25 protein-coding genes are annotated in these 25,733 nt (G+C 49.0%); 5 read left to right on the plus strand and 20 right to left on the minus strand.

The features are described from left to right. Position 1 precedes the first annotated feature (1 nt). The 15 genes from IJ22_RS15930 to IJ22_RS16000 all read right to left on the minus strand — a co-directional run bounded on the left by IJ22_RS15930 (position 2) and on the right by IJ22_RS16000 (position 16,449). Positions 2 to 820, minus strand: coding sequence for a carbohydrate ABC transporter permease (locus IJ22_RS15930; protein WP_062409520.1), 819 nt, complete (start codon positions 818 to 820; stop codon positions 2 to 4). Further along, positions 817 to 1,752 carry a carbohydrate ABC transporter permease gene (locus IJ22_RS15935; protein WP_235594146.1) on the minus strand — a complete coding sequence of 312 codons (936 nt, stop codon included), beginning with the start codon at positions 1,750 to 1,752 and terminating at the stop codon, positions 817 to 819. Before IJ22_RS15935 ends, IJ22_RS15930 begins: the two co-directional genes overlap by 4 nt. A gap of 60 nt (positions 1,753 to 1,812) precedes the next feature. Further along, positions 1,813 to 3,129, minus strand: coding sequence for an extracellular solute-binding protein (locus IJ22_RS15940; protein WP_062409521.1), 1,317 nt, complete (start codon positions 3,127 to 3,129; stop codon positions 1,813 to 1,815). 194 nt (positions 3,130 to 3,323) lie between these two features. Then, complete coding sequence (locus IJ22_RS15945) at positions 3,324 to 4,337, minus strand: LacI family DNA-binding transcriptional regulator (RefSeq protein ID WP_062409522.1); 1,014 nt, start codon at positions 4,335 to 4,337, stop codon at positions 3,324 to 3,326. Between the two features lie 112 nt (positions 4,338 to 4,449). Beyond that, positions 4,450 to 4,671, minus strand: a complete 222-nt coding sequence (locus IJ22_RS15950) for a hypothetical protein (RefSeq protein WP_062409523.1) — start codon at positions 4,669 to 4,671, stop codon at positions 4,450 to 4,452. Positions 4,672 to 4,812: 141 nt separating this feature from the next. After that, positions 4,813 to 6,159 carry a sulfatase family protein gene (locus IJ22_RS15955; protein ID WP_062409524.1) on the minus strand — a complete coding sequence of 449 codons (1,347 nt, stop codon included), beginning with the start codon at positions 6,157 to 6,159 and terminating at the stop codon, positions 4,813 to 4,815. 51 nt (positions 6,160 to 6,210) lie between these two features. Then, complete coding sequence (locus IJ22_RS15960; protein ID WP_062409525.1) at positions 6,211 to 7,038, minus strand: carbohydrate ABC transporter permease; 828 nt, start codon at positions 7,036 to 7,038, stop codon at positions 6,211 to 6,213. Positions 7,039 to 7,048: 10 nt separating this feature from the next. Then, positions 7,049 to 8,371: a carbohydrate ABC transporter permease gene (locus IJ22_RS15965; RefSeq protein ID WP_062409526.1), complete on the minus strand. Its 1,323-nt coding sequence runs from the start codon at positions 8,369 to 8,371 to the stop codon at positions 7,049 to 7,051. A gap of 87 nt (positions 8,372 to 8,458) precedes the next feature. Next, complete coding sequence (locus IJ22_RS15970; RefSeq protein WP_062409527.1) at positions 8,459 to 9,781, minus strand: ABC transporter substrate-binding protein; 1,323 nt, start codon at positions 9,779 to 9,781, stop codon at positions 8,459 to 8,461. A 229-nt stretch (positions 9,782 to 10,010) separates the two neighbouring features. Continuing rightward, complete coding sequence (locus IJ22_RS15975) at positions 10,011 to 11,018, minus strand: LacI family DNA-binding transcriptional regulator (protein ID WP_062409528.1); 1,008 nt, start codon at positions 11,016 to 11,018, stop codon at positions 10,011 to 10,013. Positions 11,019 to 11,255: 237 nt separating this feature from the next. Next, positions 11,256 to 12,776 carry a tripartite tricarboxylate transporter permease gene (locus tag IJ22_RS15980; RefSeq protein WP_062409529.1) on the minus strand — a complete coding sequence of 507 codons (1,521 nt, stop codon included), beginning with the start codon at positions 12,774 to 12,776 and terminating at the stop codon, positions 11,256 to 11,258. A 16-nt stretch (positions 12,777 to 12,792) separates the two neighbouring features. After that, positions 12,793 to 13,212 carry a tripartite tricarboxylate transporter TctB family protein gene (locus tag IJ22_RS15985; RefSeq protein WP_062409530.1) on the minus strand — a complete coding sequence of 140 codons (420 nt, stop codon included), beginning with the start codon at positions 13,210 to 13,212 and terminating at the stop codon, positions 12,793 to 12,795. 89 nt (positions 13,213 to 13,301) lie between these two features. Next, complete coding sequence (locus IJ22_RS15990) at positions 13,302 to 14,354, minus strand: tripartite tricarboxylate transporter substrate binding protein (RefSeq protein ID WP_062409531.1); 1,053 nt, start codon at positions 14,352 to 14,354, stop codon at positions 13,302 to 13,304. An 89-nt stretch (positions 14,355 to 14,443) separates the two neighbouring features. Further along, complete coding sequence (locus IJ22_RS15995) at positions 14,444 to 15,229, minus strand: enoyl-CoA hydratase-related protein (protein ID WP_235594147.1); 786 nt, start codon at positions 15,227 to 15,229, stop codon at positions 14,444 to 14,446. 32 nt (positions 15,230 to 15,261) lie between these two features. Next, positions 15,262 to 16,449 (minus strand): CaiB/BaiF CoA transferase family protein, encoded by a 1,188-nt coding sequence (locus IJ22_RS16000; RefSeq protein WP_062409533.1) that lies wholly within the window; start codon positions 16,447 to 16,449, stop codon positions 15,262 to 15,264. 91 nt (positions 16,450 to 16,540) lie between these two features. Here IJ22_RS16000 and IJ22_RS16005 point away from each other — a divergent pair, with 91 nt between their 5' ends. Together IJ22_RS16005 and IJ22_RS16010 are read left to right on the plus strand one after the other, a co-directional pair. Continuing rightward, positions 16,541 to 18,118, plus strand: coding sequence for an ATP-binding protein (locus IJ22_RS16005; RefSeq protein ID WP_082660843.1), 1,578 nt, complete (start codon positions 16,541 to 16,543; stop codon positions 18,116 to 18,118). Positions 18,119 to 18,148: 30 nt separating this feature from the next. Further along, on the plus strand, positions 18,149 to 18,835 hold the full coding sequence (locus IJ22_RS16010; RefSeq protein WP_062409534.1) for a response regulator: 687 nt from the start codon (positions 18,149 to 18,151) through the stop codon (positions 18,833 to 18,835). Positions 18,836 to 18,854: 19 nt separating this feature from the next. Here IJ22_RS16010 and IJ22_RS16015 read toward each other — a convergent pair whose 3' ends face one another. The 3 genes from IJ22_RS16015 to IJ22_RS16025 form a co-directional block, all read right to left on the minus strand. Further along, a complete protein-coding gene (locus IJ22_RS16015; protein WP_062409535.1) occupies positions 18,855 to 19,376 on the minus strand; it encodes a gamma carbonic anhydrase family protein in 522 nt (173 codons plus the stop codon). Between the two features lie 244 nt (positions 19,377 to 19,620). Continuing rightward, on the minus strand, positions 19,621 to 21,870 hold the full coding sequence (locus IJ22_RS16020) for a heavy metal translocating P-type ATPase (protein WP_062409536.1): 2,250 nt from the start codon (positions 21,868 to 21,870) through the stop codon (positions 19,621 to 19,623). Between the two features lie 303 nt (positions 21,871 to 22,173). Further along, positions 22,174 to 23,121, minus strand: coding sequence for a carbon-nitrogen hydrolase family protein (locus IJ22_RS16025; RefSeq protein WP_062409537.1), 948 nt, complete (start codon positions 23,119 to 23,121; stop codon positions 22,174 to 22,176). 224 nt (positions 23,122 to 23,345) lie between these two features. Here IJ22_RS16025 and pdxR point away from each other — a divergent pair, with 224 nt between their 5' ends. After that, a complete protein-coding gene (gene pdxR, locus IJ22_RS16030) occupies positions 23,346 to 24,779 on the plus strand; it encodes a MocR-like pyridoxine biosynthesis transcription factor PdxR (RefSeq protein WP_062409538.1) in 1,434 nt (477 codons plus the stop codon). 88 nt (positions 24,780 to 24,867) lie between these two features. Further along, positions 24,868 to 25,089: a hypothetical protein gene (locus IJ22_RS16035; RefSeq protein WP_235594148.1), complete on the plus strand. Its 222-nt coding sequence runs from the start codon at positions 24,868 to 24,870 to the stop codon at positions 25,087 to 25,089. Here the strand turns inward: IJ22_RS16035 and IJ22_RS26475 are convergent. Both IJ22_RS26475 and IJ22_RS16045 read right to left on the minus strand, forming a co-directional pair. Further along, positions 25,082 to 25,225 carry a hypothetical protein gene (locus IJ22_RS26475; protein ID WP_162492397.1) on the minus strand — a complete coding sequence of 48 codons (144 nt, stop codon included), beginning with the start codon at positions 25,223 to 25,225 and terminating at the stop codon, positions 25,082 to 25,084. The genes IJ22_RS16035 and IJ22_RS26475 overlap by 8 nt on opposite strands. 73 nt (positions 25,226 to 25,298) lie before the next feature. Then, entirely contained in the window at positions 25,299 to 25,487 is a 189-nt protein-coding gene (locus IJ22_RS16045; RefSeq protein WP_054817445.1) for an IS3 family transposase, read from the minus strand. Between the two features lie 47 nt (positions 25,488 to 25,534). On the opposite strand from IJ22_RS16045, the gene IJ22_RS16050 reads away from it, so the two are divergent. After that, the gene (locus IJ22_RS16050; protein ID WP_062409539.1) at positions 25,535 to 25,726 is read left to right on the plus strand and encodes a hypothetical protein; all 192 of its coding nucleotides are present in this window, start codon (positions 25,535 to 25,537) and stop codon (positions 25,724 to 25,726) included. The last annotated feature ends 7 nt before the right edge of the window (positions 25,727 to 25,733 follow it).

Raw genomic sequence — 25,733 nt, forward strand, 5'->3', positions numbered from 1 at the left:
ATTATTTCACCGCTCCGCCGGTCAGTCCCGTAACGATTTTTTCCTGGGCCATAAAATAAACCGTAAGGATCGGTAAGCTAGCCAAAGTCAGAGCGGCCATTAATGCGGGGACATTCACCGTTAATTCTCCATAAAATTTCTGCATTCCGAGCGGCAGCGTCATGTTCTCCGGGCTCGAAATCAAGACCAGAGCGAAAATAAACTCCGTCCAGATATGAATAAAATTGTAGATCACAATCGTAGCCACCGCAGGCGTAAGCATCGGCAGAATAACGTTCCAAAACATTCGCATATGACCGCAGCCGTCGATTTCTGCGGCTTCTTCCACCTCGCGGGGAAGCTCCGACATGAACTGGGTCAATATAAATATCGAGATCGGTAAGCTAAACGCGACATACGGACCGATTAAAGCCGGAAGAGAGTCACTTAAACCGGCATTGCGGGTCAGAATAAAAATCGGAATCAGCGTAGAGTGAATAGGCAGCATCATACCCGACACCAGCAGCAGGAATACTGGCTTATTCCAGCGGAATTTCAATCTGCTCAGCGGATAGCTCGCCAAGGCTGCGATGAATACGGTAAGCGCAACCGATATCGATGTAACGATGACGCTGTTGAAGAAATACGCCACAAGTCCATTTTCAAACGCCAGGATATAGTTGGAGAATTGAATCGACGTGAACAACGAGAACGGATCCATAAAAAATTGTTCCTGCGTTTTGAAGGAGGTCGCAACCATATATAGGAACGGGTATCCCGTAAAGACCAGCAGCGCAACGGCAAGGATGTACTGGGGAACAAGCCTGATCGTCGCCGTCATGGCATCGCCCCCTTCTTCTTGCGGCCGGCTTCCATAACTTGGATGACGCCCGCTGCTATGAATGCCAGCAGGAACATCATAAAGGCCACCGCACTGCCATAGCCCATATCAAAATGAATAAACGCCTGTTTGTACATGTAGGTACCCAGCAGCTCCGTACTGCCGTTCGGTCCTCCACCCGTCATAATATAGAAGATGTCGAACGCTTTTAACGAACCGACAATGGCCAAAGTCGATGAAGTCACGATCGTCGGCAGAAGAAGCGGAAGCGTAATATGCCAAAATCGTTCAAACGCGCTCGCTCCGTCTATGCTTGCCGCCTCGTACAGATCCTCCGAAATCCCGACGATCGCCGCTTTAAACAAAATCATGTAAAAGGGCGCGTACTGCCAAACAATGACCAATAAGATAGCGCTCATCGCCGTCTTCTCTTCGCTGAGCCAAGCGACATATTCGAAGCCGAACAGACTGATCAAACGGTTGACCACGCCATTCAAGGGATCAAACATGAAGATCCACAGCATACCAATGGCTACCGTCGACATCAAAAAAGGCATGAAGTAAATCGTCTGAAACAAACGCTTGCCCCGTATGGGAGCAAACAAAATCAATGCCATGATCAACCCCAATGGAATTTGAAGAAAAACCGAGGTAAAAATGATTTTGACGTTATTCAGAAACGCCTTCCAAAAAACAGGATCCGAAAAAAGAACGGTATAATTTTGCAACCCGATAAAGGTTTTATCCGCTCCGCCCTTCCATTGATAAAAGCTGTATTGAGCCGTCCCGAATATCGGATACAGGATGTAAATGCAGTAAACGATCAGTGCCGGCGCAAGAAACAAGCAAATGGTCAACCTTTTATCGAATTGTTTTTTTCGGCCCGGGCTCAGCGAAGTCGCTGCAGGGTAAGAATATTCTGTTTTTTGCAAGTTCCCCACATCCTTCCTGCACAGGTTGAGAAGATAGGGGGAGAATCCCCCCGTCCTGCTTTACTTCAAGATTTGCTTCGCTTTTTCTTCCATTCGTTTCGCCGCTTCCTCCGGAGTAATCGACAATCCGAACAAGGCCTGCGTCGTATCCTTATGCAGCTCGGCCAATTCCGCCGGCAGCGTTTGGTCATAAGGCCAAAACATCGCTTTGGCATTCGCCGCCATTTCGGCCAGCCGTTTAGCGTATACGTCTTTGTAAGTTACTCCATTGATCGCAACAGGAGAAGCCGTACGATCCGAATAAGCTTGTGCGGTTTCCAGGCTGGTCAATTCCTTAATCAATTCGATAGCCAAATCCGGGTTGGCCGACTTCTTGGATACGGACCATACCGGAGCCGTGGTGGCTTGAAGGTTGCCCGGATCGCCTTTGCCTCCCGGCAGCGTCGGGAACGGGAAGAAATCCAATTTGGCCTCAAAGCTCGGCGCTTCCGCCCGCATGTTATTTACGAACGCATTGGACATCAGCATCATGGCCGCTTGCCCCGTGTACATCAGCTGGCGTCCTTGACCCGCATCGTAGGCAATGCCGTTGAAGCCTTTGTTAAACGCTTCGCGTTTGGAAAGCTCTTGAATGTACTGCCCTGCCTTCACATAGCCCGGATCGTCAAAGCCGCGGCCCTGACGTGCGAACGCATGGTTGAACAGCTCCGGACCTTCCGCGCGGTCAGCCAAATACATCAAGTAGTAAGCCCCCGGCCATTTGGGCTGGTTGGCCAATGCGATCGGGATGACTTTATTTTGCTTCAGCGTATCGACGACATTCAAGAACTCCTCCCAAGTAGCAGGGGGGTTGATCTGATGTTTGGCAAATATCTCTTTATTGTACCAGAACACGGACAGGGAAAGCCCCAATGGCAGCCCGTATACTTTATTGTCGAAGGTCGCATTGGCTAAAGCCTGTTGGTTATAAAGGCTCGAATCGAACTGACCCGTAATTTCCAAAACATTGTTCTGACCGACAAACTCTTTCAGCCATCCGCCGCCCCACGAATGGAACACATCGGGCGGATTGCCTCCGGTCATCGCTACAGCAAATTTTTGTTTATAGGTGTCATTTGGCGTTTGCAGCGTTTTGACTTCGACGTCCGGATGCTTCGCTTTGAAACGTTCTACCGCTTCCAAATATACTTTTTCTTTCTCGCCGGGATCGATATACCAAAACTCCAGCGTTTTCTTGCCTCCGCTATTTCCTCCTGCCGCCGGGGTGCCGGATGACGTTCCGGATGTGCTTCCTTGTTGGCTCGTTGGTGTTGTGGAACTGCTGCAAGCCGCCAAAATAAGGGAGATGGCACTTAACATGACCATTGTTTTTTTCATTCCAAACCCTCCTGAACATGGTAATGAAGGATAAAACAACACCGAAAAATGGAGCCCGTTAATGGGATCGCTTCATCACCCCCTTCAAGCCGTATGGTTTTGTGTTTGCATCGGGATTGATTTGTAATCGATTACAAATCAATCGTTTGTTCATGTCCTGAAAGCGGACACGAACCTTGTTGTATTGTAATCGATTACAAACGGTTTAAATGAAATCCGCAGGATTCGCGGATGACTAACTCGTCATTCAGAATCACATGTTTGCTGCTTAAAGGCTCGCCCTTCATCATGCGGATCAGCATTTCTACCGATATTCTGCCCAAGTCCTCTTTAGGCTGTGCCATTGTAGTCAACGGCGGTTCACAGATCAATGCCATTTTGATGTCGTCAAATCCGACCACCGCAAATTCATCCGGGATGGATATCCCCAGTTTTCTGGCTGCTTTCATAGCCCCAATGGCCATTTCATCACTTGCCGCTACCAATGCCGTAGGAGGGTTGGGGGAGGCCAGCATCTGCAAGGCCAGGTCATAGCCGGATTGAAAATAAAAGTCTCCTTCACAAACCAGGGATTCATCGACAGCCAATCCATGGGCTTCCATCGCGGAGAAAAAGCCTTCCTGCCGCTCCTTGCTCAAGGAAAGTCCAAGGGGGCCGGAAAAATAGGCGATTCTGCGGTGGCCCAACCGGATGAGATGTTCGGTTGCCGTTTGTGAGCTTAAGCGGTTGTTATTGATTACAAAAGGAATGTCTGCGGGTGTCTCTTGGTGCCCTACAATCACAACAGGGTGCTTGTCTATTACACGCTGTATTTCTGAGGGATGCATGCGAGGATACAAAAAAATCACGCCATCAACCATTTTTTGCTGCAGCAGGTGCAAATATTTTTCTTCCATCTCCGGCGATTTGTCGGTATCTCCTAACAGAACCTGATAACCGTTCTCAAATGCCGCATTCTGTATGGATTTTAAGATGTAAGAAAAAAACGTGTTCATAATGTTGGGGATCACAACCAAAATACTGTTGGTTTGCAGCTTTCTAAGATTGCGGGCCAACATATTCGGTTGGTAATTCAGCTCCTCAATAGCCCGATATACCTTCTCGCGATTTTTCGGGGAGACTTTCTCCGGATTGGTATAGACGCGTGATACGGTCGCGACGGATAACTTGCATCGTTTGGCTACATCATCCATCGTCACCTTTCGCATTCCGACACCCCCTTCTTTATCCCTTGCCGCATCGAATGTAATCCATTACATGTATGCGTTTACAAAGATTCTAATACAAGATATTTCCATCGTCAATACAAAATCTGGATTTTCAGCTTTTTATTCCCGGGAAACGCCTCTCTATGCATTGAATGAATTCGCCATACGCATCCCGCAAATCGGTTATCGTGATCAGCTCGGGCGTATTGGCAATCTCCTCGGGCGATTGATCGCCCAGAATACTGTCAAGCCCCTGATAGTTAAACTTTAAATCCTTATACGTTTGATCCAGCTTCTCCAGCACGACTCCGATTAAGGTTTGATATTGTTCCATGTTTGCTCTCCTGCATTTTTTAACTCATTGTATCATAATTACCTCTGCAGCGGACAATGAAAAAAGACCGTATTCCGGTGAATAACGGTCTTTTCAATCATGCGGCGCTTCAGGAAAAAAGGGGGTTATTCGCCCGGTTACTTACCTGGAGGCGTTACTTCCCTTAGCGGCATAAGCCGTACCGTTCCGGTATTCCGAATCCCATTCGGGAGCCGGTACGCCCGGTACCTTGCCTTTTAACAGAGGATCATTCGTTTCCCGCATTCTGCGCTCTACGCGTTCACGCAGCTCAAGCAGTATATCCCTGAATGCCGGATCTCCGGCCAAGTTGTTGGTTTCAAGCGGATCCTGGGACAGATCATACAGTTCCTCGGGGACATTGGGCACGTAATATTCGTCCCTTACTGCACGCCCGGACAGGCTGCGGTGAATATCCAGCGGCAAGTAAACGGACGGCCCCGGCTCAAAGTTGCGGATATATTTGTACCGTTCCGTGCGGATTCCGCGCATAGGGTGGTACAAATCATGCCACGTCAGCTCGCAGAAAAAATGGTCCCGTACGGAATCCTCTTTCCCTTCGAGCAGCGGCAGGAAGCTTCGTCCGTCAAGGTCGGCGGGCAGCGGAGCTCCGGCCAATTCCAGAAGGGTCGGCATTAAATCGATATTGCAAAGCAGCTGCCGCTCTGTCCTGCCCCCTGCCCATTGCTTCGGCCACGATATAATCAGTGCGGTCTCCAATCCGCTGTCGAACAGGGTGCCTTTGGCCCGGGGGAACGCTATGCCGTGATCCGTCGTGTAGATGACGACCGTGTTATCGTCCAGCCCCGTTTCTTTCAAGGCATTCAGAATACGTCCGACGCCAAGATCAAGCGTCTTGGCCGAACCGTGAAGCAGGGCGAAATCATCGCGCACATCCGGCGTATCCGGAAGATAAGCCGGGGGAACGGCCTTTTCCCTAGGGTCCGCGGCATGCTCATATTCATCGAAATCCCGGTGCGTTTCAAAAAAACCGACAGAGGCAAAAAACGGCTTCCCGCCCTCCTTCGCCTTTTCTCTTAAAAAGGCGGCGGTTCGTTCACCAACCGCAGGAGCTCTGTCGCCCGGGACGGAAATGACTTCCTCATAACCGAGTGCCTTGCCCGAAGAAAAGTTCGTCCCGCCGGGCTCCCCGATCGTCTCATGGCTTAACCCGATCAAAGCCGTTTGATACCCTTCCTTGCGGAGTTCCATCGGCAGCGTAGCCACGCCGTCACGAATGGAAAATCCAAGATGGGCAAGCCCAATCATGCCGTGATTATGCGGGTAACGTCCGGTAATGACGCTTCCCCTGCTGGGACTGCATTGGGGCGCCGGACAAAAATAGTTGTCGAAAAGAACGCCCTGAGCGGCCAAACCGTCGAGATTCGGCGTTTCTACAGGTCGTCCGTAACAGCCTAAATATCTTCCCGTATCATGCGATATCATGAGAAGAATGTTTGGTTTATTCATTGATCATACTCCTTCTGGCATTCATCATCACCTAAGCCGCGAATTGCAGGCTCATTCTTTGACCGCACCGGATGTCAGACCGGAAACGATCCGCTTTTGAAAAATAAGGACAAGAATAACAATCGGCACTGTCACACTGACGGTAGCCGCAGTAATTTCTCCCCAAGGAAACGTATATTCCCCTTGAAACATCGCGATACCGACGGGTACCGTCATCATGCTTTGCTTCGTGTTGATCGTAAGCGAAAAGAGAAACTCATGCCAGGAATCGATAAATACGATAATGGCCGTCGTGAACATCCCCGGCACAGCAAGCGGCAGGATGACTTTGCGAAAGGTTTGCATGAGCGTTGCGCCGTCAATCTTTGCAGCCTCTTCCAATTCCACAGGGATCTTCTTGAAAAAAGTGGTCATATACCATATCGCAAGCGGAAGAGCAAATGTCGTATGAGGGATTACCAGCCCTAAATACGTATTGCGGAGTCCCGTTGACTGCATAAATAGAAAAATAGGCGAAATCGTAGCAATCTGAGGAAACATCGAAACAGCAAGCAGCAGCCCCAGAAATAACGTTTTCCCGTAAAAGTGCAGCCGTGCGATGGCATATGCGGCGAAGGACGCAACGAACAAACTGTATACCGTCGTCAGCAGAGCGACCGTCAGGCTGTTCACAATGTAACGCGCAAGCGGATGCGCCGTAAACGCGTAAATATAGTTATCCAACGTCGGTTGCTGGGGAATGATCCGAAAAGCAGATTCACCGAACAGCTCTGACGGAGATTTTATAGATGCGAGGAAGGTCCATAGAAATGGAAACAACACCGCAAATATAAACATGAACAACAATATGTGAAATCCGAAACCCGCTTTTTTGCGCATGTGCTTCCCCCTATCCCCCGCGCTTGGCGATGATATCCGAACCGAGAATTTTAACGTAGATCATGCAAATGATCGCAATGCATAGGAACACAATGACCGACAAAGCCGATCCCGCTCCAAAATTAAGCTGGGCAAACATCGTTTTATATGCATAAATAGAGATGGACTCCGTAGAGTTCGCCGGTCCGCCGCCGGTTAATACATAAATCAGGTCAAATACCCGGAAGGCGTCCAGCGTCCTGAACAGGAGCGCTACCAGAATCGTCGATTTTAACATGGGCAGCGTGATCCGGAAAAACCGCTGCCATTTGGTGGCGCCGTCTACCTGAGCCGCTTCATACAAGGAATCGGGTATGGTCTGAAGTCCGGCGAAGAGCAGCAGCGCGATAAACGGAGTCGTTTTCCACACATCGGCAAAAATGACGGCGAATAACGCCCCGGCTTTCGTGGACATCAGCATCCCCATGTCGGAAATGATGCCGAGATCCGTCAGCCATTTCGCAAAAATGCCGCTTTGGCCGTCATACATGTAGGACCAGATCATTCCCGAAATGGCCGTCGGCGTTGCCCAGGGAATCAGTATAGCGGCCCTGGCAAGCCCGCGGCCCTTGAAGGGTTGGTTGATCAGGAGGGCGATCATCAGTCCAAGCACCAGTTCGATGGAGACGGAAAACACGCTAAACAGCGTCGTATTGGCAAGCGAATCCCACATTCGCCGGTCCGTCAGAAAGTAACGATAATGCTCCAGCCCGATAAAGTTCGGCTCTACAAATGAAGACTGAAACGCCTTGACCAAACCGATGGAATCATCCGGTCTTTTTAACGCATCTTGAGACTTTAATTGGTGAAGACGCTCTTCGATTCGGGTCAGTCCCGAGCGGACATCGACCGCGGTTTGATTATCGATTTCAGCATATTTCAAAGCATCAGGCACCGGCTTGAAATCATACAGCAGCTGATCCACCTGATCATAACGTTCCTTGACAATGCTCTCCTCGTTCAACTTTCCAGCCAACTGCTTAACATCGGCGGCAATCCGGCGGATATCCTCTTTCGCGGTGCCGGCGGCGCTGCGCGCTTCATTGTCCAGTACATTGAACAAAACGTTAATCGTACCCACGTACCGTTCCATATCAATGGAATAGCTGTTGTGCATGGCCGATTTGGCGGGATCGTTCAGGCGGACGTCGTACAGGCTGATCCAAAACGAACGGGCTACGGGCCAGACTGCAATCAGGAAAATCATGATGAACGCCGGCAGCACCAAATAGTACCCCGCATGTTTCTCCGAAAACCAATTCCGGCGGGCTTTGTTCTTGTTTCCCGGGTTCATGGAACACCCACTTCCATTAAGCTTTTGAACAGTCGGGAGCCATATGGAGACGGCTCCCGACCGTATTCAGGTTGATATGATGTGCGTTTATTTCGCCGCTTTGATTTTCTGTTCCATGTTTTGTACAGCTTGTTCGGCAGTTTGTTCGCCGGCGATGGCCTTGGATACTTCGACTTGGATGATATCGGAAATTTTGGCATACAGCGGCGTAATAGGTCTCGGAACAGCAGCGCTAAGTCCCTCTACAAACTCGCGGTTGGCAAACAGCGGGCTTGCTTTTTGCACATCCGGATCATCAAAGAGCGGCAAATAGGTCGGTGTCTGCGTACTGTCGATCGCAATAATTTTTTGGCCTTCCGGGCCCACCATGAATTTCAAGAACTCCCACGCTTCACGCGGATGTTTCGAATATTTATTGATCGCGGCAAACCATCCGCCCAGCGCCGCCGCAGACTTCACATCTCCGGCCGGAAGCGGAGCGATGCCTACCTTATCGGCAATTTTAGACACTTTCGGATCGATCGCCTGGGCATACAAAGCCGGCCAATGGCGTGCAAACACAGCCGCGCCTTCTATAAAAGCGTTACGTGTTTCAAGCTCGGTGAAGGTTTTGATATCAGTCGGCACAAATCCCGATTTCGAGATTTCGATCAGCTTGTTCAGCCCTTTAATGGTATTTGCGCTGTTGATGGAAACGTTCCCTTTGTCGTCATATACTTGTCCGCCATAAGCAGCAGCCAGCTCGGTGAAGTTAACGACAAGACCCTCGTATTGCTTGGCCTGATAAACATACCCGTATTTCGTCCCGCCTTGACCCTTCAGCTCATTGGCTTGCTGAATAAGCTCATCCCAGGTTTTCGGCGGCGATTTCACAAGATCTTTACGGTAGTATAACAAGCCGGCATTGTTATAACGCGGAAGCGCCCATTGCTGACCGGCAAAATAACCGGCGTCTATGCCGCCCTGCAAATAGTTGCTCAGATCAATCTTATCCTCCTGGATAAAACGGTCGAGCGGAAGCAAAAAGCCGGCTTGGGCGAATTCGGCAGGCCAGACGACATCGAGGTTCATCACGTCGATTTCAGAAGATTGTCCGCCTAAAATGGTAACGTATTGATCGTGCATCTGCGTTGAATTGTTAGGAAAATCGCGCAGCTCCACTTCAATGTTCGGATGCTTGGCATGAAAAGCATCGATCAATTTTTTTGTAGCGGGGGTCTGATCGTTCCCCTGGGCAAAAACAATCTTCACCTTCTCCGCCTTATTTCCCTCATTTGCAGCCGATGACTGGTTGTCACTGCCGGATGGATTGCTGCTTGAACCGTTATCCTGTGCGCCTCCGCAAGCGCTCAGAGTAATCATACTCGTCATAACCAATCCGAATACTAAGGATTTTTTCCACAACTTCATTTTTTTTCCTCCTCTGTACCATACATTCTTTCATTGTTTCATGTTCAGTAAACCCTCAGAAGCACGACCCATTCCGATAAACTCCCTTGCATCCCCCCATAGCCAAATGATTTTTATGAAAAGCTTTTCATTCATAAGAGAAGTCATTTCTCTTAATAATTGCATTAATAACATTAAAATTACGCTATTCATGAATGAAAAGCTTTTCAGTCCTGCGGCTATCCTCCATTTAAATTTTTGCCACAGATTGCCGCTCCACCAGTTCATGAGCAATATAGGTTCTTAATTCGCCAACCTGTTTGCCTTGAACCAAGTTATCCAGCTTCTCCACGGCCAATTGGCCAATTTGGTAGAGAGGCTGTGCGATCGTGGTTAATTTGGGAAAACACATCACCGCAAGCCGCGTATTATCAAAACCAATCACGGACAGATCGTCGGGAACCTTAATGCCGTGCTCGTGGCAATAAGAAATAGCCCCCAATGCCCGTTCATCGCTCGACGCAAAGACAGCAGTGAGATCCGGAGATTTTTGCAGCAGCCTGCCCATGGCTTCATAACCGTCCTCAAAGCGGTAGTTGCCGTTTTGTACGCAGGTCTCATAATCGGCCTCGATATTGTAGGTGCGCAATGCCCGCATGAACCCCTGCAGTCTGGGAACAGCGGTAACCGGATCCATCATGGATCCTGCAATCATTCCTATTCGGCGATGCCCGTTGCGGATCAAATATTCGGTCGCCTCAAATCCCGCCTGTTCATCGTTCACTTTTACCGATGGAATTTCAAATTCCAGGCTGTGTGTGGCCGCCAAAACGACAGGGATCTGAAGCTGCTGGAACAGCTCGTTGTAGTCCGGATAGATGGGTTCACTTGTAAAAATCAGACCATCGATTTGTTTTTCCTTCAGCACTTTTAAACTTGCTAGCAGACGGGGTTTGTTGTTATCCGTATTGCACAAAATGAGATTATAGTCCAGCCGGTGCGCCGTATCCTCCATCCCCCGCAGTATCTCCGCGTAAAATAAATTGGAGATGTCGGGAATAAGCACGCCCAAGGTTTGCGTCCGCTTATGAATCAGGCCTCTGGCCAATGCATTCGGCGTATAGTTGAGCTCCGCTATCGCCTTGAACACTTTGTCCCTGGTCTCTTCGGCTACCAGATTCGGCGAGTTCAATACTCTGGAAACCGTACTGATCGAAACGTCCGCCAACTTGGCTACATCTTTAATGTTTGATCTCATGCCACGTTACCTCGCCAAGCAAAATGGGTATAATGAAAATTTTCTGAAAACCTTTTCATTCTGTATATTAATTATACTCCTCTTGAAAAATACCGTCAATACTTAATTCATACAATTTCTATGGGAATTTAGACAATAGGGCAGCGGGATACCAAATCAGAGAAAAAAACACCCGATCTGGAACCTCCGATGACGGGTGTACTGTATTAGACATTCAACCCATAGGAAACCGGGCTGTTACTTACCGACCGTTTTATGGTTTTGCACCGACTTTCTGTTTCTGATCCAATAGTTTACGATAAGGGGCGCGATGATAAACAGCACAATCAAGGTCAGGATGGTGATATTAATCGGACCTCTGACAAAGATGGCCGGGTCGCCGTTGCTGATATCGAAGGATTGGCGAACGGCCGTTTCAAACATAGGCGTAAGAACAAAGGCCATCAACAGCGGTGCGATCGGATAACGGTTGATGCTTAAAATAAAAGCCACTACTCCAGCAATCAGCATCACCCAAACATCGAACATGTTGTTTTGATCCGTATATGCCCCCAATACACAGAAGATAATGATCAGCGGAATCATAATGGCATTCGGTATACGGATAAAATAAATCAACAGCGGGATAATAGCGAGAGAGGCCGCCAGACTGATCAGGTTTCCGATGTACATGGACGAAATCAAACCCCAGACAAAATCGGGATTGGTTGTAAACAGCAGCGGCCCCGGCTTTAACCCCCACATAATCAATCCGCCTAACAATACAGCCGTAGTGCCGGAGCTGGGAATTCCCAAGGAAAGCAGGGGGGCGAACGCGCCGACGGCCGTCGCATTGTTGCCCGATTCTGCAGCCGCAACGCCCTCGAGGGCTCCCTTGCCCATTTGCTCCTTATTTTTGCCTACCTTCTTCTCCAGAATATAAGAGAACATAGAGCCTGTGGTCGCTCCCGCTCCCGGCAAAATCCCGATAAAGCTCCCGAGAATACCTGTCCGGATGGAAGGGGCCAAAATTCTTTTCACTTCACTCTTGTCCAGTATGCTTTCGCGAATCGTAATTTTGGCATTGTACTCCGCGTGTATTTTTTGCAGCATGAGCTCAATAATTTGGCAAAAACCAAACATCCCGATAATCAGGGCGACAAATGAAATACCGTTCAACAGATTGACCGATCCGAAGGTAAAACGCGATTGTCCCAGGGTCGGGTCTACGCCGATCGTCGCCAGCAGTATCCCGATAAAAGCCGCGATCAGCCCTTTTCTTTGATTTTCCCCAAACAGCAGACTGATCGAGCATAAAGCCAATAGAATCACGCATGCAATTTCGGGCGGGCCGAAGGATAAGCCGATTTTGGCCAATACCGGACCCATAAAGGTCAGGAAAATAATGCCGATCGTCCCGCCTATAAACGAAGACATGTTCGATGTAAACAACGCTTTGCCGGCCAGCCCTTTTCTGGCCAGCGGGTAACCGTCAAGCGCTGTGGTAATCGACGAGGATTCTCCCGGAATATTGACCAGAATAGCCGTGTAGGAACCGCCGTACATACACCCGTAATAAATGCCCGCCAGCATGATGATCCCCGTTGTCGGGTCCATCGTGAACGTGATCGGCAGAAGCAGGGCAACACCGGTAACGGAACCCAGACCCGGAAGGCCGCCAACGAGGATGCCCAGAACCGCGCCGACGACTGCGGCTAATATATTTTGGATCGATAAAGCAACAACGAACCCATCCAGAAGCGATTGTAAGATCCCCATACGATCATCCTTTCATTTAAATTCCCAAATAGCCCGTCGGGAAGGGGACGTGGAGAAAATGCTTGAATACAAAATAAACGACGGCCGTTGTGCCGATTCCAATCGTCGCGGCCTTGAGCATCGGATATTTCTCCAGAAATGCCAGCCAGGCTATAACGAACAAGCCGAAGGTCAGGATCATGCCGAACACTTCAAAAGCTGCAATCATTACCAAAGTGGCGATCACCGGTACGACATGTTTTTTCTCTATTTTGGAAGACGACGGTTCATTTTTGAAAACCTCAAATAAACTTAACACGGCCGTTAATAATCCTATGACAAACGGCAAAAATCCGCCGCCAGGTCCTTTATCGACCCAAATCTCATGATGAAACCAGCCTTGATAAGCCCAAAAAACGCCAAATAAAGCAATCGCCGCAGATACGATTCTTCCCATCCCGGTCCAGCACCTCCACTACACTGTTCTAAGCCATGATCTTTAGGAAGGCAAAAGGCTTTGGGTAAAGCCTTTTGCCTGCCTGTACGTTACTTAATCGTTCCTGCCTCTTTATGAATTTCAAGATACAAATTCAAAGCTTCTTCAAAATACGCTTTGCTTTCTTCCGCGTTTTTATATTCGCTCTTCAAGTGATTTTTTTTGATATAGTTTTCCTGCCAATCCTTGGATTCGCTTACCTTCTTGAAGACTTCCTCCCAATACTTCACGGCTTCCTTAGGCATATCCGGAGGACCAGCGACGGCCCGGAATTGTGTCAGTTGAATCTCGGGGTAACCTACATCTTTGAAGCTCGGGATGTTATCCAACGGGCTGGACAGACGTTCCTCCGATGTTGTAGCCAGAGCCCTGAGCTCTCCGGCCTCAATCTGGGCAATGACTTCATTCGGATTGCTGGAAACCACATCGATATGGCCTCCCATTAAGGCCGTCATGGCCTCACCGCCGCTGTTGAACGTCACATATTTCAATTTCGCTCCCGCATGCTTATTGATCATATGGTAAATCAGATAATCCTCTTGGGTTGCTCCGGCTCCGCCTATCGTGATCTTTTCCGGATTGGCTTTGGCCGCTTGGACTAAATCGTCAAAGGTTTTGTACGGGCTGCTCGCTTTGACAAGAACCAGAAAGGAATCTACCGCCAGTGTAGCGATAGGCGTCAAATCCTTCAAAGTGACTTGCGCATTGTTGACCACAGTGGCGGCCTGTTGGCCGGATACCCAGGTCATAATCGTATGAGCGTCCCCTTTCTTGCTGAATGTATAGGCATTCCCAATAGCCCCGGTACCGCCGGGTTTGTTGACAATCATGATATTTTTGTCTACCAGCTTTTCATTTTTCATCACCTGTGCCAAAGTCCGGGCATTAATATCGCTTCCTCCACCAGGGCTGTAGGGCACTACGAATTCAATATCTTTGGTGGGAACAAATCCGGCCGGAGCTGCACTTCCTTGTTGGTTTTCCGTATTGGCACCGCCACCTGTGCCAGGAGCAGCCGGAGCAGCGGTTTGCTGACTCGAACAAGCAGAGACTAAAGAAAGGGCAATCACCGACGACAATAAAACACTTATAGGCTTCTTCATAGCATCACAACTCCCCTTGTTTTGTTTTCGTAAACCTTTTCAACTTACTCTTAACGCTAATCACGGGTTATACGACGAAGGCTAGGCCATCACGAATATTTGAACGCCGGACGCCTTTTTTCCAGGAATGCGGCGACGCCTTCACGGTAATCCTCCGTTTCAAAGGAATCCAATACGAGCTTGGCGATCTCCGGAGTATCCTCTGTTTCCCCTTCCAGCACCTTGCCGATAATATACTTCGAACCTCTAACCGCAAACTGCGCATTTTTGCAGATCAATGCCGCATATTCATACGTTTTCTCCACAATTTCCTCCGCGGGGTAGATACGGTCAATCAAACCGATACGGAACGCCTCTTCCGCCTCCAGCAATCGGCCTGTGTACAAAATATCCTTGGCTTTGGCCGGCCCGACCAGATCCACCACATTTTTGGTTCCCGGCAAGTTGTATACTAAACCGAGCTTGGCCGGAGTAATGCCGAATTTGCCGTTTGGATCGGAGAATCGAAAGTCGCAGGCCACGGCGATTTCGCAGCCGCCGCCTACGCAAAAGCCCTGGATCATCGCAATAGTGGGTTTGCTGAGGCGCATGATTTTCTCCTCGGCAATCAATGTCGCCCGGTTATATTTGTCCGCTCCTTCCGCAGTGTACCGCAGCGTCTTGAATTCGCTGATATCGGCCCCGGCCGAGAAAGCCGTCTCATCCACTCCGCGAAACACAACCACTTTAACCGCTTTATCCTGTTCACATTCATCCATCAATTCGGCAATCGTAACCCACATCTCGTAATTAAGCCCGTTTCGTTTCTCGGGGCGATTAAAATAGACCGTAGCTACATCCTTGTTTTTCTCCATATAAACGTATTGCGTTGACATATGCATCCTCCCTCTACTTATAAAATGAATCATTACAAAATAACGCCATTTTGCCGCATCGACTGGATTTGTTCCTCTTCCACACCGATCGATTGTAAAATTTCGTCCGTATGTTGGCCCAACGTTGGAGCCGGCATTCGGATTTTGCCGGGAGTAAGCGAAAATTTCGTCGGAATCCCGATCATTTTCATTTTGCCGATCACCGGATGCTCCACTTCCTGGATCATGTCCCGGGCCAGATAATGAGGGTCCTGCATCGCTTCGGCAAAATTATTGATCGGCCCCGATGGAACGCCCGCTTTCTCGCATTTATCAAGCCAGTAAGCCGAATCATGGGAAGCCATCACTTCCTCAATCAGCGCTTCCAATTCTTCAACATTGTTGATGCGGTCCGTATTGGTCTTAAACCGCGGATCGGTGATCCATTCCGGTTTGTCGATCACATCGGTGCACAGCTTTTCCCACGTTCTCTGGTTTGCGCAGCCGACCATGATATAGCCGTTTTTGGTTTGTACCGACTGATACGGAGCGACCGAACGATGCCTCCAGCCCGACGGTCCGGGAATTTTGCCGGTGGCAAAATAAGCGGCGGCCTCCCAGGTAAACCAAGGCAGTCCGATCTCCGCCAGGGAAACATCCACATGCTGCCCCTGGCCTGTCTTTTGCTTATAAATATAAGCGGCCAGGATGGAATAGGCTGCCGTGATGCCCGCACCGATATCATAAACGGCAATCCCCGATTTCATGGGTTTTTTGCCCGGTTCGCCGGTCATGCTCATCAGCCCCGTCATGCCTTGAAGCACCAGGTCAAATCCGCCCTTGTGAGCGTAAGGACCCGTTTGGCCGTAACCGGAAATCGAACAGTACACAATGCCCGGATTGATTTCTTTTATCGTGTCATAATCGATTTTTAACGACTTGGTAACGCCCGGACGGTAATTTTCCACAATAATATCCGACGTTTTGGCTAATTTATAAAAGATTTGTTTTCCTTCTTCGCTTTTCAAATCGAGCGCTATGCTTTTTTTGTTGCGGTTAATTTGGAAAAAGCTTGTCGATTCCCCGTTGATGAAGGGCCCCAGCTGCCGGGAATCGTCTCCTCCGGCCTTTTTCTCCACCTTAATGATTTCGGCTCCCAAATCGCCCAAAATCATCGTGCAGTGAGGTCCTGCCATAATTTGCGATACATCCAGAACACGAATTCCTTCTAAAGGAAGCATATTGCAACACTCCTAACCTATAAAAATAGTATATTATTATGAAAATTTCGAATATAATATTGAAATCATCTTCTAAAAGGGGAGAGATGTTTTGCCGTTCATCAAGCGTAAACTCCCGTTGCAGCTTCGCATCATCGGATTAGTGCTCACAGTGGTACTGACGATTCTGGTAAGTATCGGCTATCTTTTTAATTTGATCATTGTTCAATTTGTAGAAGACGCCGTCGGGGACAGCGCGCTCGATGCCGCCAAACTGATAGCCGAATTGCCGGACATCAGAGAAGCGATGGAGCTTGGCGATCCTCACTCATACCTTCAACCGCGGACACGGGAAATAAGAGAGAAAACCAAAGTGGGTTTTATTACGATCCTCGATTCCAACGGCATACGCTATACGCATAACAATGAGGAGTTGATCGGCCAAAGATTTACAGGAGGCGATGAAGGACCCGCCCTTGCCGGCGAAGAATATATTTCCAAGGCCGTCGGTATTTCCGGGCCGTCGATCCGGGCATTCGTACCCGTCAAAAAAGACGGCAAAGTCATCGGCGTCATCGCCGTAGGCATGTTCAACAACAACATATACAAAATCGTAAATTCGTACTTTATTTCCGTCATTTATTTTCTGTGCATCGCTTTGGCACTCGGAATTCTTCTCTCCATCCTGCTGGCCAGGAGCATCAAGAAAACGATGTATGGTCTGGAGCCCGATGAAATCGCTAACATTGTGAAGGAACGCGAAGCCCTCTTGGACTGTTTGCATGAAGGGGTCATTGCCGTTGATAAAAACCGGAAAGTCACCTTGATCAATGAAACGGCCCGCAAGATCCTGTCGTTTGACAGCGATGCGCTCGGCAAGCATGTAACGGAGATCATACCTTCATCCAGATTAAGCGAAGTCATGGATACGAAAGAAAAAGAATACAATACGGAACATACCGTCAACGGCGTCACCGTGATCGTCAACCGCGCTCCCATTATCGTAAACAATGAGGTCGTCGGCGCCGTTTCTACGTTCAGAGATACCTCCGAAATGCGAAGCCTGGCGGAAGAACTGACCGGCGTGAAGCAATACATGGAGGGCCTGCGTGCCAAGACTCACGAATTTATGAACCGGCTTCACACCCTTCACGGTTTGTTGGAGCTGCGGGAATATGAAGAAGCGAAGTCGTTCATATTGCAAACCACCAACAGCCAACAAAAGCTGCTTCAATTTTTGGGACGAAAAATATTGGATCCCAAAACCTCCGCTCTCCTTCTGGGAAAGATCCAGCAAGCCGAGGAGCGGAACATCTCGTTAAAAATCGATCCCGGAAGCCATCTGCCGCCATTGCCTGAGGAGATTTCCAACAGCATGATCCTGATTCTCGGCAATTTAATTGACAATGCGTTTGATGCTGTCAAAGGCATTGCCGATGGACAAATCGAGGTCACCTTGCTTGATCAGCAGGACCAATGGGTCATCATGGTGGAAGACAACGGCCATGGAATTCCGGAAAGCCGGATCCCGTTTATTTTCAAGAAGAACTATTCAACCAAAAATGCCGACAGAGGCTACGGCCTGTATCTGGTTAAGAACCATATCGATCACGTACTGCACGGAGAGCTGAATGTCACTTCCTCACCGGATCTTGGAACCGTCTTTTGGATAAGCATCCCCAAACGTTGATTGAAATAGCAAAATACAGGAGGGCTCACCTTGTTACTTAAAGTGTTGATTATTGAAGATGATCCTATGGTATCGAGCATCAATCAAAAGTACCTCAACAAAATCGATTTGGTGGAATGTGTCGGCAGCGCCAGAAACGGTCAAGAAGCAATGGAGCGGATTGTAGAGCTTGCTCCGGATGTGATTCTTCTTGATATCTACATGCCTTCCATGAACGGCTTGGAGCTACTGCGTGAAATTCGCCGCCAATCCATTGAAGTCGATGTCATTTTGATCACGGCCGCTGATCACCCCCAAATTATTGAAGAATCCATGCGGCTCGGGATTGTGGACTATATTATTAAGCCGTTCGATTTTGACCGCTTCCGTTCCGCATTGGAAACCTTGAAAAAAAGACATCTGCTCTTCCGTCAGCATACGAACCTGAATCAACAGCTGCTCGATTCGTTATACGCAAAATCCAATCCTAAGCGGTCGGGCGGTGAAGAAACGGAAGTACCTAAAGGCATTGATCCGATTACGCTGCAAATGATCCGGGACACGCTCGCAAATTCCGGGCAGCCGTTATCCGCTCAGGACATTGCCGATCAATTGATGCTGTCGCGAATAACAACAAGAAAGTATCTGGAATATCTGTGTGAAATAGATGAGATTATGCTCGAATTGAAATATTCCAGCAAAGGGCGTCCTACCAAGCTGTATGTTTATAACGATTGATTTAATTGTAAGCGTTTACCTATTGGCTGATCATGTTCTCTGCCATATATCTTCGGCTCTGTCCGACATAATGATCGGATACGAACTGAAGCACTCGCAAATCCTCCTCATTCAGTTCCCGGACGACTTTAGCGGGAGACCCCATGACCAACACTCCAGGGGGGATTTTTTTCTTTTCTGTAATCAAGGTACCGGCGGCAATCAGAGCCTGCTCCCCGATTTCTGCATGATTCATAACAATAGCCCCCATGCCGATCAACGCTCCGTCATGGATCGTGCATCCGTGTAAAATTACGTTGTGTCCGACCGATACCTTGTTTCCAATGTGCAGCGGCAGTCCGGGGTCCACGTGAAGCGTACAGCCGTCCTGGATATTGGTTCGATCGCCGATCACAATCGGCGCATTGTCCCCGCGCAGTACCGAATTGAACCAAACGCTTGACTCCTCCCCGATGGTAATATCGCCTATTAACTGAGCCCCCGGTGCCGTGTATGCGGTGGGATGCAGCTGCGGCTTAACATCGCCTAATGAATAAATCATCCGCGTCTTTCCTCCTTTGCTTGCACACAAGACCAACACCCTTCCTTTAATGATAGCGATTACATTTTTGATTATAGCGGACCCGCCGCCCGTTTTGTTTTTTCGTATTCAACGTAAATTAATTCAGCTTTTGTAACCGGTTTTTGTAATTTTTGTAGCGATCGGCAGTGCAATACCAGTCATGATGCGCTTCATAGCAAAGCCCGGCATCGCCTTGAAAATCAAGCGATGCCGGGCTTTGGAATTATTCCGCCGATGAGATGTTGACTCTTTGCAGACGCAGCGCATTAAGAACAACGGATACCGAACTTAAGGCCATGGCCGCACCAGCCACCCATGGTGCCAACAGGCCGATGGCTGCAACGGGGATCCCCAGCGTGTTATAAGCGAGGGCCCAGAACAAATTTTGCCGGATGTTGGCCATCGTTTTTCTGCTTATCGCTATGGCGTCGGCAATGCTGTTCAAATCTCCGCGCATCAAGGTAACATCCGCCGCTTCCATCGCCACGTCCGTTCCTGTGCCGATGGCCATGCCGATGTCTGCAACCGCGAGCGCCGGGGCATCGTTGATGCCGTCTCCGACCATCGCCACCTTCCTGCCTTGTTCCTGCAGCTTCTTCACTTCCCGTGCTTTTCCTTCGGGCAGCACTTCCGCGATGACATCCTCGATACCTGCTTGTTTGGCGATGGCTTTCGCCGTACGTTCGTTGTCGCCGGTAATCATGATGACGTGAATTCCCATTTGCTTTAAGCGGGCAACCGCCTCTTTGGACGTATCCTTGATCGTATCCGCCACCGCGACAACACCCGCATACTGCCGGTCGATTGCGACGAGCATCGCCGTTTTGCCTGCCTGCTCCAGCTTTTCCATCGTATCCGCCATCGTATTCGCCGCAGTTGCGATCGCAACATCGTATTTGGCCATCAGCTTGCGGGTTCCGGCCAATACTTCTTTACCTTCGACTACGGCTCGAATCCCGAAACCCGGAATGGCTTCGAATTCATCGGTCTGCCCCAGTGAAATGCCTTTCGCTGAAATTCCCGTTACGATAGCCTCGGCAAGCGGATGCTCGGAATTTTTCTCGGCGGCTCCAACCAGCTTTAATAACGTCGTTTCATCGATCCCGGATGGAATCACATCCGTGAGTTCCGGTTTGCCCTTGGTCACCGTACCCGTTTTATCCAATACGATGGTTTCAATCCGGTGCGTGGACTCCAGGTGCTCTCCGCCCTTAAACAAAATGCCCAGCTCCGCCGCACGGCCGGAACCGGCCATAATGGAGGTAGGGGTGGCAAGCCCAAGCGCACATGGGCAGGCAATAACCAGTACCGCAATGGCTTTTTCCAAAGCTCCGGCCAAATGGCCGGGTTCCATCCAGATATACCATACGGCGAAAGTGATAATGGCAATTCCGACTACAACGGGAACAAAAATTCCGGAAATCACGTCTGCAATCCGCTGAATCGGCGCCTTCGAGCCTTGCGCTTCCTCCACCACTTTAATGATTTGAGCAAGCGCCGTCTCCTTGCCGACCCGGGTTGCTTTGATTTGAAGCATGCCATTCTTGTTTATCGTTGCTCCGATAACGCGATCCCCTGGTCTCTTTTCGACAGGAATGCTTTCGCCGGTAAGCATCGACTCGTCCACGGACGATCTCCCTTCGATGACTTCACCGTCTACCGGCACTTTCTCTCCGGGCTTCACCAGAACGATGTCGCCTACGGCGACTTCTTCTACAGGAATAGTCATTTCCTGGCCGTTTCTGACGACCAGAGCGGTCTTGGCCTGCAGTCCCATAAGCGATTTGATCGCTTCGGATGTCCGCCCTTTGGCCAGGGCTTCAAACCATTTCCCGAGAATAACCAATGTGATAAGTACAGCGCTGGTCTCATAATACATGGCCGGCGCGTGCTGTCCGCCATGAGCGTTTGTCGCCCAATCAACCGTCAAATACAAACTGTAAAAATAAGCCGCGGAGGTACCCAAAGCAATGAGAACATCCATATTCGCACTTTTGTTGCGGAGCGCTTTATAAGCGCCGGTATAAAAGGGTTTACCGATGATGAATTGGACCGGTGTCGCAAGCGCCAATTGAAACCATGGATTCATAAAAACCTCAGGCATCCAGATCCATGAAGTGAACGAAAAGTGAGTGACCATGGCCCATAGAAGCGGAAAGGACAATATGGCGGAAATGAGCAGCGTCACCTTCTGCCGCTTGAGTTCCTGCTGACGGCGCGTGCCGTCGTCCCCCTCCTCCTGCTTCGGAACAGCCTTGTAGCCGAGCTTATCCACCTTCTGCTGCATATCTTCGATAGACACTTCAAGCGGATTGAACTCCACATGAGCCGTTTCCATCGCAAAATTAACAGTGGCTTTCGAAACGCCATCCAGTTTATTCAATCCTTTTTCAATGCGATTGGCGCAAGCGGCGCAGGTCATTCCTGTAATCAGTAAAGAAGTTTGCTTCGTTCCGGTACTTGCGGAATCCATACCAAACACCCGCTTTCGTATATGTTGCATTTTTTCATATATATTGGTTTTGTCAGGTTTACCTGTTACCGATTTTAGTATACCCCCCTATAGTATATTTGTCAACGGACTTCTTCTTTGTTTTACCATTCCCCTTGGCAAGTTGAACCATACCGGCCGCAGATCATCCAGAAATCCATACCGGTTTTGTCTGTTCAATATGAATTCTATAAACGAAAACATATCGCCAAAAAAAAGCAAAAGCCTGGTCCTGCAGTCTCTGCTTGGACCAAGCTTTTTGCCACGCCTTGAATTTCCCTTTATTTAACGTTGGAACTCAACGATACTCCGCTTTTTTTCATTCACCGTGAGCTGAAATATATCCGGCCGGTTGTAGTGTCCCATGACATCAAAGTCGTACCGGCTTTGGACGATCTGGTCCAACGGCAAATCGGCGACCAACAGCCCTTCCTCATCCCATAACGGCTTGATTACATATTCGCCTAACGGCCCTACGATCGCGCTCCCGCCCCGGGACAGCACGTCGGGCTGCCCGGAAAGCTCGTCCAGGCAGGCTAAATCATCGGGGTATGTGTTTTTTGTGGCATACTGATTAGAGGATAACACGAAGCAGCGGCCCTCCAAGGCGATATGCTGAATCGTTGCCTGCCAGGTATCGCGTGCGTCCGCCGTCGGAGTGATGAACAGATCAATCCCTTTGGCATACATCGCGGTTCGCGCCAAAGGCATGTAGTTTTCCCAGCAGATCAATCCGCCGATTCTCCCGAATGGCGTTTGAATCACCGTTAGCGTGCTGCCGTCTCCCGATCCCCACAGCAGCCGCTCTGCGCCCGTGGGCATCAGCTTGCGGTGTTTGCCGAGCAGCCGTCCGTCGGGTCCTATATATACCATGGAGTTATACAAGGTCGAGCTGCCGAATTCGGCTTCGCGTTCTACGACGCCGACAATCAGGTAGACTCCGGCATCATATGCTATTTGTCCAAGAAAATCCATGTCTTCACCCGGAATTTCTACAGCACTTTCCCAATATCTCGCCCAATCCTTTCTGCCCGAATCCGTTCGGCTCCCCACCCGGGTCCCAAACGTAAATCCTCTAGGGTAGCCTGAGACGAACGTTTCCGGAAAAACCACCAATTGGGCCTGCTGCTTTGCCGCTTCCTTCGTCCACTCCGCTATTTTCTGCATCGCTGAGGCCTTGTCAAAAAGAACAGGAGCCGACTGAACCACCGCTACACGTACCGTACGTTCCATAGGAATGACCTCCGTTTATCGTATTTACTCCTTCAAGTCCGTACTTCTATCATAACGTGCGTGAAGAAATGGTAAACAGCCAATCCTCCTCCTTTATCCCCATCCAATCCGCAGCATGCCGAATCAGGAATTCATAAATTATTACCAAATTGGAAGCATGATTTATGTTAAGATACCAAATAATATGACTGAATCAGTCGATTCAACAGTTAGGCGGTGTCCCTATGTGGAAGCCCGATCGCACAAGCAAAAAACCGTTATATCAGCAAATTGCCGAATTTATGGAACGCAGAATAAACTATGGCGAATACCCTCCGGGCAGCGTTTTGCCATCCGAAAGAAAGCTAGCGAGCCAGCTTCAAGTCAATCGGAGTACGATCGTGCAAGCTTATGAGGAGCTTCGCGCCTCCGGACTCATCGAAAGCCGCGTCGGCTTCGGAACCAGAGTCAGCGGCGATAAATGGGGATTTACCCCGAAGCATGCCGCAAACTGGCGCTTATATGAAGAGAGCGGCGCTTTTTTACCGAATATTCCTTTCATTCGGCGTATTCGGGAAGAGATTCGTAAAAACCCGGACATTATCGATTTTGCCAGCGGCGAGCTTTCGGCGGATTTGTTCCCCAATCAGGCCTTTCAAAAACTGTGGCAGGAAAAACCTTATCTTGACCATTGGGGCTATGACGACCCTCAAGGCTATTTGCCATTAAGAGAAACGCTGGCGTCCTTTTTGCAAACGTACCACGGGATCGGTTCAACCTCGTCTTCGATTCTCATTACTTCCGGATCGCAGCAGTCTTTATTTTTAATTACTCAATGCTTGCTTAGTGCCGGGGATGCGGTGGCCATTGAAGATCCTTCCTATTGCTATTCCCTGCCTATGTTTCAATCGGCAGGATTGCGGCTGCTCCGTTTGCCGGTCAAAGACGACGGGATCCAGCCCGATGATCTCTTGTCTTTATACCGCCGGCATCGTGTACGCATGATTTTTTTAAACCCGAATTATCAAAATCCTACCGGAACGGTGCTAAACCCGGCGCATCGGATGAAGCTGCTGGACGCCGCCGCGGATTTGGGGATTCCCATCGTCGAGGACGATCCCTTCAGCCTGACATCCTTTGACGGCAATGCGCCTAAGCCTTTGAAGGCGTACGATACGGCCGGAAATGTGCTCTACATTGGATCGCTGTCCAAAATTGCCGCATCCGGCTTGCGGATCGGGTGGATGGTGGCCCCGCAATCGGTGGTGCATCGCCTGGCGGATGCCCGCCAGCAAATGGATTTTGGTTTAAGCGTCATTCCGCAGTGGATTGCAGCGCAATTTTTAGGTTCGAAGACCGATTTTGAAGATCATGTGGCCTCCTTGAGAAAAGCACTGCTTCGCAAACGGGATCTCCTTGCTTCAGCCATGGATGAATATTTGAAAGGCGAGGTGGATTACTCCTTACCTCAAGGAGGATTGAATATGTGGTGCAGCATACACAAAAAAGTGGATGATTTCAGGCTGTTGGAAGAAGGGATTAAACGCGGCGTTATTTTTGTCCCGGGAAGCGTCTATGGCTCAAAGCCCGGTTATGTCCGTTTTTCATTTTCAAGGCCTGACCCGGAAAGCATACACAAGGGAATTCGTGCCTTTGCAGAAGGATTGAAGCATTGCTGATCCCAATGGACGGGATAAGACGCTCCCGATTGGATGGTTACAACACAACATTTTCTTGTTACGATCCAAGTATAAGACTAGGAGCTGGATGGTGAATGCAATGCCTCTCTACATTTATTACATTATTTTCTTAACGATTATGTTAATTGGGACGATAGCCACGATCATGATCGGCCTGTCCAAAAAAAACAAAGAAGGAAATCCCGGTTATGACAAAAGAACAGGCAGCATTTTTAAAAATCTGTCCATTTATTATATTATCGCTATCGTTCTCGGTTATATTGCGTTGATTCTATATATAGTCAAATGATCATTCGTGCAGCCAAAGAAGGAGTCGGTTTTCCGGCTCCTTCTTTTATTTTGAAACGGTTAAGGTTTATCTGCAGAATGACATTGTCTTTTTCTTTACCCGCTGAGATTTTTAAATATCCCCCCTGCTCGTCCATAGCTTCAATTCCATTCTTGGGATAGAGCCCTTCCGTTTTGAGATGCGAGAAGAAGCTTTCCATTGAGGCGTTATCATGACAGTTGCCTCTCCGAGACATTTTCCCGGTATTTCTTCATCCATTTCTTCATCCGTTGTTTATCCTGAATCCCCAAGTGTTCGTTGATCTGCCCATAGGTCCACTTTTCTTCTGCATGTAGACGAATAGCTTCTGCCTTCATTTCTTCTGAATATGTTTTGAACTTCTGTCCTTTGATTGCCATAAAAAATACCCCCTAGAATTCATCGGATTTCCCTAGGGGGGTTTCCAATGTCTATTCTAAGGGGTGCACTTTACCCTTGCCGCCGTTCTTTTTTTCATTTTGTCATGGATGATAAATTGGTAAAATATGAATGGGAACGTAATGAAGAAAACATTCAACAAAAAATTGTTGAGGGCGAAGTTAACAGCCGCAACGTTCCTCCACTTTTTTCATGCGTAGTAGTTAACATTATACAATGACCCCCTT

It is taken from the genome of Paenibacillus naphthalenovorans (genome assembly GCF_001465255.1).
GTDB classification, from domain to species: domain Bacteria; phylum Bacillota; class Bacilli; order Paenibacillales; family NBRC-103111; genus Paenibacillus_G; species Paenibacillus_G naphthalenovorans.

What these genes read in the sequence shown, in the direction of transcription:
- IJ22_RS15930 (WP_062409520.1), bottom strand. Translation starts at nt 820, where the DNA reads ATGACGGCGACGATCAGGCTTGTTCCCCAGTACATCCTTGCCGTTGCG.
- IJ22_RS15940 (WP_062409521.1), bottom strand. Translation starts at nt 3,129, where the DNA reads ATGAAAAAAACAATGGTCATGTTAAGTGCCATCTCCCTTATTTTGGCG.
- IJ22_RS15945 (WP_062409522.1), bottom strand. Translation starts at nt 4,337, where the DNA reads ATGCGAAAGGTGACGATGGATGATGTAGCCAAACGATGCAAGTTATCC.
- IJ22_RS15950 (WP_062409523.1), bottom strand. Translation starts at nt 4,671, where the DNA reads ATGGAACAATATCAAACCTTAATCGGAGTCGTGCTGGAGAAGCTGGAT.
- IJ22_RS15955 (WP_062409524.1), bottom strand. Translation starts at nt 6,159, where the DNA reads ATGAATAAACCAAACATTCTTCTCATGATATCGCATGATACGGGAAGA.
- IJ22_RS15960 (WP_062409525.1), bottom strand. Translation starts at nt 7,038, where the DNA reads ATGCGCAAAAAAGCGGGTTTCGGATTTCACATATTGTTGTTCATGTTT.
- IJ22_RS15965 (WP_062409526.1), bottom strand. Translation starts at nt 8,371, where the DNA reads ATGAACCCGGGAAACAAGAACAAAGCCCGCCGGAATTGGTTTTCGGAG.
- IJ22_RS15970 (WP_062409527.1), bottom strand. Translation starts at nt 9,781, where the DNA reads ATGAAGTTGTGGAAAAAATCCTTAGTATTCGGATTGGTTATGACGAGT.
- IJ22_RS15975 (WP_062409528.1), bottom strand. Translation starts at nt 11,018, where the DNA reads ATGAGATCAAACATTAAAGATGTAGCCAAGTTGGCGGACGTTTCGATC.
- IJ22_RS15980 (WP_062409529.1), bottom strand. Translation starts at nt 12,776, where the DNA reads ATGGGGATCTTACAATCGCTTCTGGATGGGTTCGTTGTTGCTTTATCG.
- IJ22_RS15985 (WP_062409530.1), bottom strand. Translation starts at nt 13,212, where the DNA reads ATGGGAAGAATCGTATCTGCGGCGATTGCTTTATTTGGCGTTTTTTGG.
- IJ22_RS15990 (WP_062409531.1), bottom strand. Translation starts at nt 14,354, where the DNA reads ATGAAGAAGCCTATAAGTGTTTTATTGTCGTCGGTGATTGCCCTTTCT.
- IJ22_RS15995 (WP_235594147.1), bottom strand. Translation starts at nt 15,229, where the DNA reads ATGTCAACGCAATACGTTTATATGGAGAAAAACAAGGATGTAGCTACG.
- IJ22_RS16000 (WP_062409533.1), bottom strand. Translation starts at nt 16,449, where the DNA reads ATGCTTCCTTTAGAAGGAATTCGTGTTCTGGATGTATCGCAAATTATG.
- IJ22_RS16015 (WP_062409535.1), bottom strand. Translation starts at nt 19,376, where the DNA reads ATGATTTATTCATTAGGCGATGTTAAGCCGCAGCTGCATCCCACCGCA.
- IJ22_RS16020 (WP_062409536.1), bottom strand. Translation starts at nt 21,870, where the DNA reads ATGGATTCCGCAAGTACCGGAACGAAGCAAACTTCTTTACTGATTACA.
- IJ22_RS16025 (WP_062409537.1), bottom strand. Translation starts at nt 23,121, where the DNA reads ATGGAACGTACGGTACGTGTAGCGGTGGTTCAGTCGGCTCCTGTTCTT.
- pdxR (WP_062409538.1), top strand. Translation starts at nt 23,346, where the DNA reads ATGTGGAAGCCCGATCGCACAAGCAAAAAACCGTTATATCAGCAAATT.
- IJ22_RS16035 (WP_235594148.1), top strand. Translation starts at nt 24,868, where the DNA reads ATGGTGAATGCAATGCCTCTCTACATTTATTACATTATTTTCTTAACG.
- IJ22_RS26475 (WP_162492397.1), bottom strand. Translation starts at nt 25,225, where the DNA reads ATGGACGAGCAGGGGGGATATTTAAAAATCTCAGCGGGTAAAGAAAAA.
- IJ22_RS16045 (WP_054817445.1), bottom strand. Translation starts at nt 25,487, where the DNA reads ATGGCAATCAAAGGACAGAAGTTCAAAACATATTCAGAAGAAATGAAG.
- IJ22_RS16050 (WP_062409539.1), top strand. Translation starts at nt 25,535, where the DNA reads ATGTCTATTCTAAGGGGTGCACTTTACCCTTGCCGCCGTTCTTTTTTT.